At 43.0% G+C, this 11,676-nt stretch carries 10 protein-coding genes; 8 read left to right on the top strand and 2 right to left on the bottom strand.

Annotated elements, in window-relative coordinates:
• The first annotated feature begins 185 nt into the window (after nt 1-185).
• On the top strand, nt 186-701 hold the full coding sequence (locus tag ACT3SX_RS10965; protein WP_226945119.1) for an adenine phosphoribosyltransferase: 516 nt from the start codon (nt 186-188) through the stop codon (nt 699-701).
• A gap of 55 nt (nt 702-756) precedes the next feature.
• Here ACT3SX_RS10965 and ACT3SX_RS10960 read toward each other — a convergent pair whose 3' ends face one another.
• Complete coding sequence (locus ACT3SX_RS10960) at nt 757-1,212, bottom strand: surface-adhesin E family protein (RefSeq protein WP_192992249.1); 456 nt, start codon at nt 1,210-1,212, stop codon at nt 757-759.
• Nucleotides 1,213-1,340: 128 nt separating this feature from the next.
• Nucleotides 1,341-2,282, bottom strand: a complete 942-nt coding sequence (locus ACT3SX_RS10955; RefSeq protein WP_192992248.1) for a transaldolase — start codon at nt 2,280-2,282, stop codon at nt 1,341-1,343.
• Nucleotides 2,283-2,898: 616 nt separating this feature from the next.
• On the opposite strand from ACT3SX_RS10955, the gene pheA reads away from it, so the two are divergent.
• The 7 genes from pheA (at nt 2,899) to ACT3SX_RS10920 (ending at nt 11,590) form a co-directional block, all read left to right on the top strand.
• Entirely contained in the window at nt 2,899-4,092 is a 1,194-nt protein-coding gene (gene pheA, locus ACT3SX_RS10950; protein WP_192992247.1) for a prephenate dehydratase, read from the top strand.
• Nucleotides 4,093-4,192: 100 nt separating this feature from the next.
• Nucleotides 4,193-5,335 (top strand): histidinol-phosphate transaminase, encoded by a 1,143-nt coding sequence (gene hisC, locus ACT3SX_RS10945; protein ID WP_192992246.1) that lies wholly within the window; start codon nt 4,193-4,195, stop codon nt 5,333-5,335.
• Between the two features lie 206 nt (nt 5,336-5,541).
• Complete coding sequence (locus tag ACT3SX_RS10940) at nt 5,542-7,908, top strand: bifunctional prephenate dehydrogenase/3-phosphoshikimate 1-carboxyvinyltransferase (RefSeq protein WP_192992254.1); 2,367 nt, start codon at nt 5,542-5,544, stop codon at nt 7,906-7,908.
• Nucleotides 7,909-8,156: 248 nt separating this feature from the next.
• Nucleotides 8,157-9,119 carry an EamA family transporter RarD gene (gene rarD, locus ACT3SX_RS10935; protein ID WP_192992245.1) on the top strand — a complete coding sequence of 321 codons (963 nt, stop codon included), beginning with the start codon at nt 8,157-8,159 and terminating at the stop codon, nt 9,117-9,119.
• A gap of 52 nt (nt 9,120-9,171) precedes the next feature.
• Nucleotides 9,172-9,609 (top strand): dihydroneopterin aldolase, encoded by a 438-nt coding sequence (folB, locus tag ACT3SX_RS10930; protein WP_192992244.1) that lies wholly within the window; start codon nt 9,172-9,174, stop codon nt 9,607-9,609.
• On the top strand, nt 9,599-10,135 hold the full coding sequence (locus tag ACT3SX_RS10925; protein ID WP_226945116.1) for a 2-amino-4-hydroxy-6-hydroxymethyldihydropteridine diphosphokinase: 537 nt from the start codon (nt 9,599-9,601) through the stop codon (nt 10,133-10,135). Before folB ends, ACT3SX_RS10925 begins: the two co-directional genes overlap by 11 nt.
• A 174-nt stretch (nt 10,136-10,309) precedes the next feature.
• Nucleotides 10,310-11,590: an RCC1 domain-containing protein gene (locus ACT3SX_RS10920; RefSeq protein WP_442060896.1), complete on the top strand. Its 1,281-nt coding sequence runs from the start codon at nt 10,310-10,312 to the stop codon at nt 11,588-11,590.
• Nucleotides 11,591-11,676: the final 86 nt, after the last annotated feature.

Raw genomic sequence — 11,676 nt, 5'->3', positions numbered from 1 at the left:
TTCTTATTCAATAGTATTTTCAAAATTAGAGTAGCAACGAAAACGAGTATCAGTCATACGCATGATAGGCGTAACGAGTTGGGTGGTGTTAGTTGTATTTTTGAAGGTGGTATTAGTCATATAAGCTAAGGGTTACCATGAGCATGAGTGCTACATCTACAAATATCGAAAACGAGCCAACTTATATGCTGAACACTGAGCATCCATTTTGGCAAGTTATTCGTACAGTACCCAATTTTCCGAAAGTTGGTATTGATTTTTATGATATTACACCGTTATTACGTAGTCATATTAATGATGTGATCGATGCACTACTAGCGGCATTGCCTGAAGGTCTGATGGATGAAGTAGATTGTTTGGGAGCTGTAGAAGCACGTGGGTTTGTGTTTGCTAGTCTGTTGGCAGGTCGATTGGGTAAAGGTATGATTCTGCTGCGTAAACCCGGTAAGTTGCCGCCACCTGTTGCCAATAAAGCCTATGCCTTAGAGTATGGTAAAGATACGCTTGAGATGCAAAACAACCTACCGCCAGAGCGTGTATTGTTGGTTGATGATATATTGGCCACTGGTGGCACATTAACGACTGCTTATGAGCTATGTAAATCTGCAGATCATACCGTTATTGGTGCTTTGGTATTATTGGATTTAGTTGATTTGCATGGTGACTTTCCAGTGCCTATTTATAGCGTATTAAAAGCTTAAGACGTATTCTTATTTGACCATAAAAAATTGCGCTGAATCATATCAGCGCGATTTTTTATTGTGAGTTATCTTCGGTCTGTTCATAGATTGTACAGGCTTCTTTTATTAGTGTATGCCCGACGGTCTTTGGTGTTGTGGCTTTAAAGTCTTTTGTGGTCAATATCGGCTTTTCTGATTGCCATGACTGCAATACTTTATCATTAGCACCATAGTTCACATAAGCGCGCCTATAATAGCTGTTATCCTTACAAGAGATGAGCAGTTGTTGGTCACTATGATGAATACTGTTTGCTTCATCCTCATTTTTTTGTGCAGGATAGGTTCGACGAATAGCTACCGTAATATTTTCAACATCTGTTTCGTCTATGATGTTGATGTCGGAGCTTTCGATAGATTCCAAGTCTACGCTAAAAACTGATCCAGTTTGACTTTCTGATACTTTTGACCAGTTCACTGCATGTGCGCTGACCGCTAGAGTGCCGCCTACTAATAACATTGATAGCCGCTTCATAATCAAGCCTTGCTTCTTGTTGTTTGAAGTCGCTCATCATAGCCAACTTAGTATTAGCAGGCAACTTTCTTTTATTGCCAGTTGTTTCTGTTTTTAGAATATGTTCTATATCAGAGACTATTGGTGTCTTAACTGCGCATAGCTGCTAACATTTGAGCAAGCTCATCGCGCGCACCGATAAAACCATCAATACCTTTTGGTAATAAGTCTTGTGTGACTTTGTCTTGCTGATAGGCAGCACTAAATTCTTCACGTGTTAGGCTCACTTTGGTCATATCTGCTATATCCATTGACATGCTTGGCGATAACTGTTGCGTCACCTCAGCATCTATCGTAGCCAGCTCGTCGATGAGGTTAGGTGCGATGGTCAATAGATCACAGCCTGCTAGCGCTAATATTTGCTCAGTTGAGCGAAAGCTTGCCCCCATGACTTGTGTACGATAGTCGTGTTGTTTGTAATATTGATAAATACGCTTCACAGACTGCACACCCATGTCATCAGAAGCGGGCACGTTTTGACGGTTTTGTTGGCGTTTTTGCCAGTCTAAGATGCGACCCACGAATGGTGATATCAGTGTCACGCCAGCATCGGCACAAGCAATCGCTTGGTGTTGTCCAAATAATAAAGTCAGGTTGCAGTGGATATTTTGAGTTTCCAGATAACGCGCTGCTTCGATACCTTGCCAAGTGGCGGCCATTTTAATCAATACACGTTCTGAGTTGATACCTGCTTTTTGGTAAGCTTCCATAAAGGCCAAGGCTTTATCAATCGTTGCTTGAGTGTCATAAGATAAGCGTGCGTCAACTTCGGTAGAGACGCGGCCTTCGATGAGACCTAAAATATCACAGCCAATCTGAATGGTAAGAGCATCAATCACCGCATCTATATCACCACTATGATGGCTCATGGTTTCTGACAGCATACCTTGGTTGTCAGGATGCATGAGGGCTTTGGTGATTAGGCTTGGGTTGGTGGTCGCATCAATAGGTTTTAAGCGCGCAATGGCGTTTAGGTCTCCAGTATCCGCGACGATGGTGGTCATGGTGCGAAGCTGTTGTAATGCGCTCATCAGATATCCTTTTTTATTAATGACATGATTGCGGTGTTCTTTACCGTTAGTTCTGAACTGTATCACAGTTTTGGGGCTGTATTGTTGAACATGCCCCCAACTAACGATAGTTTTCACCCGTATAAAAGTTATATTGTACTACTTAGGGCGTGTCTTCAACTCACTCGATAGTCATTTCAATGGGCTAAAAATAGCTGAATCTTGCCAAATATCTGGTTAGTATCCCGATATTATTGGCGCTATTTTCCTTGTTTGACGGCAATTTATCTCATTTTTATCACCATTTTTGAAATGAAGACATGCCCTAGTGACGATTAGCTGTTTTACGAGTATTTACACGTGGGCACTGAGCATAGTTTTTGTTATAGTAGAGCGAGTCAGTAATCAGCGTATTGTATTTGTCAGTTGCCGTATGATTGAGTCATAACAACTGTGCTCGATAGGGTTAGCGAAATGCGATATTATGGCTAAAATATTTGGTGTGCATAGCAGTCATTTAAGTGTTCGTTAATATTAGAAGAGATGCTGAGCATTTAAAACCAATAAAGTAGTACCTTACAGTCATAAAACACAGTTATAAAACACAGTAATAATATTAGGAAAAGGATGGGCGGTAATGAGTGAGCAGTCACCAAAGAACAATATAGATAACCTAAATCAGACCGTCGCAGGCACTAGCGATAATTCGACTGAAAAAGCAACTGAAAAAGAGTTTTTGGACAGTATTCGCCAAAATATCGATGCAGTAGACTGTGAAATTCAGACGCTGATTAATGACCGTGCCAAGCTGGCTCAGCAAGTGGCTATAGTAAAGAAAAACAATATTGCTAATGATGCCTCTGCTGACAATAGTAATCCTATTTTTTATCGTCCTGAGCGCGAAGCACAGGTACTAAAAGCGGTTATGCAACGCAATGCTGGTCCAATCGCTGATGAAAAAATGGCACGCTTATTCCGTGAGATTATGTCAGTGTGCTTGGATTTAGAAGCGCCGCAACGCATTGCTTTTTTGGGGCCAATCGGTACTTTTACGCATGCTGCTGCACTCAAGCATTTTGGTAAAGCTGCTGATACCGTGCCAATGACGACCATTACTGATGTGTTCCGTGAAGTAGAAGCGGGCACAGCAATGTATGGCGTGGTTCCTGTTGAAAACTCTTCAGAAGGCGTTGTGAACCATACGTTGGATGGGTTCTTATCTTCGACGTTAAAAATCATTGGTGAAGTTGAGTTGCCCATTCATCAGAACTTCTTGGTCGCTGAGCATACTAAGATAGATGGTTTGAGCCGCATTTACTCTCATCAGCAATCATTGGCACAGTGTCGTCATTGGCTCGATGTGAATTTTCCAAATGTTGAGCGTGTTGCGGTATCGAGTAATGGTGAAGCTGCCCGTCGTCTAAAAAACGAGTGGCACTCAGCAGCGATAGCAGGTGATGTGGCAGCAGCAGAGTATGACTTGCATAAGCTTTATGCAAATATCGAAGACAACCCAAGCAATACCACGCGCTTCCTTATTATTGGTCATGAAGCCGTTGCGCCATCGGGTCAAGACAAAACATCTATCGTTGTATCTGCTCATGACAAAGCAGGCGCATTGATCGAGATATTAAAGCCGTTGTCTTATCATGGTGTGTCTATGACCAGTATCGAAACACGTCCTGAGCGTCCTAATAAATGGGCATACGTTTTTTTTATTGATATGGATGGTCATATCGATGATCCAAATGTCAGTGCAGCCATCAATGACATTCGTCCGTTAGTGAAGGATTTACGCGTATTGGGCTCATATCCAAAAGCTGTTCTGTAAAGCAAGCCGCTATAAATTTTACCAGCATTTCGGTTACATGCTATTTTTTGCAAGTAGCATGTAACTCATGACAGATGAACCAGTCATCTAAGGATAAATCATGCAGTCACCTCAATCGACAGAGTCAAATTTATCACCATTAGTACCTGCTTATGCCAGTATTTTAGAATTGGCGCCCTATCAAACAGGTAAGCCGGTAGAGGAGTTGACGCGTGAATATGGTGTCTCAGATGTGGTGAAGCTTGCCAGTAATGAAAATCCCGTTGGCTGTTCACCGAAAGTCACGCTCGCAATCACTGAGCAATTAGGACAGCTGGCACGTTATCCTGACGGCAATGGTTATTATCTCAAGCAAGCATTGGCTGATTTTAATGACGTCAATGTCGAGCAGATTACCTTGGGTAATGGCTCGGATGATTTGCTGGATATCTTAGCGCGTAGTTTTGTTGGTGCTGGTGATGCCATCGTTTATAGTGAGTATGCCTTTGTGGTGTATTCGATGTTAGCGAAAATGCAAGGCGCGATGGACGTTGAAGTGCCTGCCCAGCGCTTTGCTCATGACCTAAAGGCTATGAGTCAGGCGGTTCAAGATAACCCTAATACCAAAATTGTATTTATCTCTAATCCTAACAATCCAACGGGTACTTTGCTTTCTCATGAAGAGTTGCGGGCGTTTGTGGCGAGTGTGCCCAGTTCGGTTTTGGTGGTTTTAGATGAGGCTTATATCGAGTACAGCCCTGAAAGTAATAATCGGGTGCTGATTGATGAGTTTGATAATGTTGTCATCGTACGTACATTCTCCAAAGCTTATGGGCTGGCTGGTCTGCGTGTTGGTTATGCGCTCAGCTCAGTTGCCGTTGCTGAATTGTTGAACCGTATTCGTCAGCCATTTAATGTGAGCCGTATTGGCTTGGCGGCTGCCGCTGCTGCACTTTCGGATCAAGACTTTATCGAAAAAACTCGTTTGATGAATGATGAGCAAATGCGCTGGATGGAGAAGCAGTTGGATGCGCTAGGCTTAGGGTTTATCAAATCACATGCCAATTTTATTATGGTAGAAATAAAAGTTGAGATGGAAGACATAACCGCGACTTCTATTCATGAAGCGTTGCTAGAGCAAGGAGTTATTCTGCGTTCGTTAGCTGCTTATGGCTTACCTAACTGGTTACGTATTACCGTGGGTTTAGCAGAAGACAACCTACGCTTGATCGATACGTTGCGTTCTATCTTAACAGAGGATTAAAGGCTGTGGCTCGGTTGCTTGTGCTAGATGTTTAGTTTTAAGTGCTGAATTCTAAGTACTTGGTTCTAAGTGCTAAGCTCTAAGCTTCTACTACTAAGCCTTTGGGTGCTAAGTCTTTGGAGCAGCCGATACACTATTAAGTTTTATAACGATAACCTGAGTTTTTATCGAAGCTCACGTTGATTTATTCAATGAGAAAAGCCGTGATTAGTCAAAAAGTTAGCCAAAAAGAAAGTCAACAACCTAAGAAAAAATCGCTTAAAACATCTCAATCACCGTTATTCAAACAAGTCTGTGTTATTGGACTTGGACTGATCGGTGCCAGTTTGGCTCAAGCTATTAAAGATAATGGTTTGAGTCAGCGCTTGGTTGCCGTCGATAGAGATGCGCCCAGTATAGAGGAAGCCATTCAACATGGCTTACTAGATGCAGGCAGTTCGGTATTGAGTGACGTGGTTCATGGTAGTGATTTAATCGTCATTGCTGTACCTGTGCAAGCCATACAATCCGTGTTTGTCGATATCAAAGCGGCGATGGACAACGGACAGCTTGCTACTGACTGCATCATTACTGATGTCTGTAGTACCAAGGTCAATATCATTGATGCGGCAAACGCTGTGTTTGGTTCATCGCCAACTGGATTAGTACCAGCCCATCCGATTGCTGGTGCGGAAAATTCAGGGTATCATGCCCGCCGCGCTACTTTATTTGCCAATCATAGTGTTATCATTTGTGAGCTGCCAACGACCAGTTTAGTCGCGATAGATAAGCTACGACGATTATGGGAAGCGGTTGGTGCCAGCGTGATGGCGATGGACGCTGATCGCCATGATTCTATATTGGCGCATACCAGTCACTTGCCGCATTTGCTCGCTTTTAATTTGGTTGAGCAATTGGCCAGTCATGATGATAATTTAGACATGTTTCGCTATGCAGCGGGCGGATTCCGTGATTTTAGCCGTATTGCTGCTAGTGACCCTAAAATGTGGCACGATATATTTTTTGCTAATGAAAGCGCGATTGTTAGTGCCCTTGACGAGTATGGCGTCTATTTACAGACCATGCGCCAACTAATCATTGATAAAGATTCAACCGCCCTGATGGGACTTTTGGGCCGCGCGCAAGCCGCACGGCGACATTTCGGCCATATGTTAGCCAGCACCCCTTATACGGATACTTCTGCCATGTCAGCATCTTATAACATTACTCCTAGCAACACTGTTTCAGGCACCATTGCTATTCCTGGTGACAAATCCATCTCGCATCGCAGTATTATGCTTGGTAGCCTTGCGACAGGCGTGACCCATGTCACTGGGTTTTTAGAAGGGGAGGACGCCCTTGCGACCTTGCAAGCGTTTCGTGATATGGGTGTGACCATTGAAGGGCCAGATAAAGGAAGGCTAACCATTCATGGTGTCGGTATGAATGGGCTAAAACCAAGTAAGACGCCATTATATATGGGCAATTCAGGCACCAGTATGCGTCTGCTATCGGGTATCTTAGCGGCACAATCGTTTGATAGTGTACTGACTGGCGATACCAGTTTAAACAAGCGTCCGATGGAACGAGTGGCGGCACCGCTGCGTACCATGGGTGCTGTGATTCAGAGCACAGGTCATAGTGGCACTGCGCCGCTTAGCATCACTGGCCGTGATACTGTCGGTGAACCGCTGCAAGGTACTGAATATGATATGCCAGTGGCATCTGCACAGGTGAAGTCTTGCTTGCTATTAGCAGGGCTGTGGGCAGAGGGCACAACAACCGTTATCCAACCGGAAGTCAGTCGCGACCATACCGAGCGTATGCTGTCAGCCTTTGGTTATCCAGTGGCGGTAGATGGCAATCGTATCAGTGTCACAGGCGGCGGGCAGCTAACGGGTGGCGATATTGCTGTCCCTGCTGATATCTCTTCAGCGGCATTTTTTATGGTGGCTGCTGCTATCAGTCAAGGTAGCGAATTGACGCTAACGCAAGTCGGTATCAATCCTACGCGTACGGGCATCATCGATATCTTAAAATTAATGCAAGCCGATATCACATTAAGTAACGAGACGCATGTGGGCGGCGAGCCAGTCGCAGATATTACGATTCGTGGTTCAAACTTGGTCGGTATTGACATACCAGAACATCTCGTACCGCTAGCGATTGATGAGTTCCCAGTACTGTTCATTGCTGCCAGCTGTGCAACAGGCCGCACGGTGTTAACTGGTGCAAAAGAGCTACGTGTTAAAGAATCAGATCGTATTGCGGTCATGGCTGAAGGCTTGCACACGCTTGGTATTGACTGTACTGTGACCGATGATGGGCTGATTATTGAAGGTAAGGGCATCGAAGGTCAAGCTATAACAGGTGAAAGAGGCGAGGTCAATAACAGTCAGCCTGTATTCGGTGGCGGTCACATCACCTCGCACCATGATCATCGCATTGCCATGAGTTTCGCTGTTGCTAGTTTGCGTGCGGCTGAGCAGATCACTATCGAAGGTGTCGAGACTGTCAATACTAGCTTCCCAGGATTTGCTGAATTGGCCAATCAAGTCGGTATGTCTATTCAAGTTGAAGGTGCTGATCACTAAGACCACATGATTGCTCATATTGTGAGTCATCAGACTTATGATAAGTGAGATTGTTTGTTAAGATTGGCCTAAGATTATTTTCAAAACAGTCTTTATCGTTAGCAATGTGTTGATGCCCAAAATGGTATCAACGCATTGCTTTTTTACTTTTATCTTATCTGTAGTAACCCTGCGCTCTTGCTTTGATACTTCTACTGTTTGTAGAGACAGGTGAGGTCGCGCTTTGCTCTAACACGTTGTATTTTACTATGACTATCCAAAATGTCGCAAAAAAACCAGTCGTTCCTATCAAAACGACCAAAAATGGCATCATTACTGCGCTTATCGCTTTTTGTATTTGGGGTGCTTTTCCACTATATTTCAAAAAACTGGCGGCCTATAACGCGACAGAAATTATCGGACATCGCATTATTTGGACGTTTTTATGCTTGCTAATCGTAGTGGTTGCCACCAAGCGCTGGCAGTGGATAAAGACGTTAAAGCAAAACCCAAAGTGGGTCGCTTTGACGTTTGTATCGGGCATTATTATTGCGACCAATTGGCTCACCTATGTGTGGGCGGTCAATCAAGATCGTATCCTTGAGGCCAGTTTAGGCTATTTTATCGGTCCATTGGTTGGTGTGGCCCTCTCGATGATTTTGTTTAAAGAGCGCCTGCGCCCTTTACAATGGGTAGCGATTGGTTTTGCGCTGTTATCGGTGGTTATACAAGTAATCATGATAGGTAGTCTGCCATGGTTATCACTGGTATTAGCCTTTAGTTTCAGTACCTATGGTACGGTTCAGCGCCAAACACCACTAAAACCGATTGAGGCGATGTTTGTCGAAACCACCATGCTGGTACCTATTGTGATTTGGTGGTTTTGGCAGTCTGATGTGGTCAGTAGCCAGTTGAGCTTTTGGTTTACATCAGATATTTGGCTGTTAATGATTGCGGGTCCTATTACACTGATACCATTATTGCTATTTAATAAATCGACTAAAATGGTCGCTTTTAGTATTTTAAGCTTTATGAATTATCTGACCCCGACCTTTATTTTCTTTTTGGCTGTATTCTATTATAAAGAGCCATTTGATTTACATCGTTTAGCGGTCTTTGGCCTGATTTGGCTAGGTCTGCTATTATTCAGCATTGATCTATGGCGCCATCGCCCAAGCAAGGTCTTAAAAGCAGCGCGTTTGCGTGAAGAAGCACTGCAGAAAACCAATTAAAAAAACTGAGTTTAAAACTCTAATTAAACATTTAGCAAGCAAGGATGAGAGCATGTTTCATACTGAATCTGATGTGGTATTTGTAAAAGGTTTAAAAGTAGAGGCCGTCATCGGTGTCTACGAGTGGGAGCGGGCAATTACCCAGCCCCTCCTTATTGACATTGCGCTGGAAACTGATATTAGCGCTGCTGTTGTGTCAGATGATGTCGGTGATGCGCTGAGCTATAAAGAGGTCTGCGACGATGTCAGCGAGTGGTGTAAAGAGATTCAAGCAAAATTGCTTGAGCATTTGGCAGGGCTTATCGTAGATAAATTACTCAAAAAATATAACTGTCAAAAAATCACGTTCAGCATTTCCAAGCCGACGGCTATTGCACAAGCGGATGCGGTTGGGGTGCAAATCACACGCTATGCGCCAGTATCAACAGACGAGCCAACAGATAAAGAAGCTGCCAAAGACGCGGATAATAGCCAAGCCGATGATGCATAAAACATCAATAGATTTAAATCTGAAAGCATTAAAACAAGGCGCGCCTAAACAGCTGCAAGCGCAGTATGTGACGGCCGTGATATTGGCATTGGGCAGTAATTACCAAGCCGATAAGTATTTGCCGTGTGTCCGTGAGGGTTTGGCAGCGCTAGGGGAGATACAGTTATCAACCCCGTTTCAAAATCCCGACTTTACGGCGACTATCGAGCTACCAAAACCTGACTATATCAATCAGTGTGTCTACTTACGTTTGGCAGAGCCTGTGACATTGCAGCAGTTGCAAGCGTGGTTTAAGCAGATGGAAGGCGAGTGCGATCGAGAGCGTTTGCCAGTAGCAAAAACGTCAGTCAAGAAAGTCACCATGGATATCGATATTCTGTTGATAGAAGTAGTTACTGATAAAAATAGCCTAAGCAAAAATTCATCATCTAATCAAAAATCCGAATGGCTAATCATGGCAGATCGCTATCCATTTAAAGCGCATGAACGCGCAGGAGTTGAGGAGTTAGTTTCAAATCGTCTTTAGCTTACTGGTTTATCTCTCTTGCCTAATGCCTGCCAGATTCTTCTTGCTTGAAAATCCTCGTTTTTTAAAACAATGTCAATTTCATCTGTGTAGTAATCGCAAACTAAAAAACTATACACGTATGTAAACAATTGTTAGTATTAGTTACTAATTATCTCTGAAATACTACCATTCATGCAAAAACTCATCAATTTTTTGAAGATTAAACCAATCACGAGTCTAGCAATCATACTCATGATGTCTACTTTATCTGCCTGCGACAAAACCCCTTCCGAACACCTTCAAGCCCTTACCGAAGACAAATACCCTGTGGCAAATATGCCAGATGAGCCGTTAGAAACCCCACTTGAGATTAACGTCGAACCCAAGCGCTTAGCCATGACCAGTTCATGGAGCGCAGGGATAAAAGACGATGGGACGCTTTGGACATGGGGTACAGATGGTCTACTGCGTGATACCAAGACAGGACAAGATCCAACGCCTAGGCAAGTCGAGGGTGTCAATGATGCGGTGGCTGTGTCAGGTGATGGGAGTCATATGTTATTACTCCGTAAAGATGGCACAGTATGGGGCTGGGGTAGCAATAACGAACATCAGATAGATCCTAACGATAAAGATACTTTTATTGAAGAGCTAAGAGAGATCAAGGAGATTAAAGATGTAGTAGATATCGTAGCTGGATCTGACAATTCGCTATTCGTTCTAGCCAATGGTGATGTGTATGCATTAGGTAGTAATAATTTTGGTTTAATCAATGGTAGAACTGCTAAGCACTTAGATAAACCGACTAGAATTAATGGGTTTCAAAGTATTGTATCTATTGATTTAACTATTGGATCAATATTAGCTTTAAGTGAAGAGGGTGAAGTATTTACGACTGGATTAAGAACGACTCAAACGGGAATTCTAGGTATTGAACCCAAGAGGAACGATAGAGGTGAACTATATTACCCACCTAATAAAGTAGAACTTCCAAGTAAAGCAGTGAGTTTAGCAGATAGTAATGGCAGAGTAGTATTACTTGATAATGGTTCAGTTTATAGCTGGGGAAATAGTGTAAACGGTGAAACTGCACAGGGTACAACAAGTAAAGATTTTTCAGTGCCAACAAAAATACAAGGTCTGAATAAAGTTGTTGCTATTAGTGATAGTGCTGCAAATACAGTAAATGGAAAACTATTTATTTGGGGAGCATATGCGACTCGTTCAAATAATGGTATTTCGATGAATTATTATACTAACCCTATAGAAATAATGAATAATATTCATGTTAATCAGTTTGTAAGAGGAAATAGTTTTCATGGGTTTATTGATAATAACGGATATGCATGGTTCTGGGGCAACAATAGATACGGAGAGAAAGGCACTGGGAAAGTTCAGACTGAAGAGTATATAACCAAAGAAAAATTACTCGTTCCTGAAAAATCACTATTTAATATTCACGCTAACAAGTAACTAACTTTAAAATTAAGAAGGCTCACTATTAGAGAAAACATCACATGACCATAAAATCCTTCCTCAAACCCCTGATACTAGCCTTG

It is taken from the genome of Psychrobacter sp. AOP31-B2-9 (assembly GCF_052378005.1).
Classification (GTDB): domain Bacteria; phylum Pseudomonadota; class Gammaproteobacteria; order Pseudomonadales; family Moraxellaceae; genus Psychrobacter.
The sequence above is the reverse complement of the archived record's forward strand: the minus strand, read 5'-3'. Positions and strand labels throughout refer to the sequence as shown.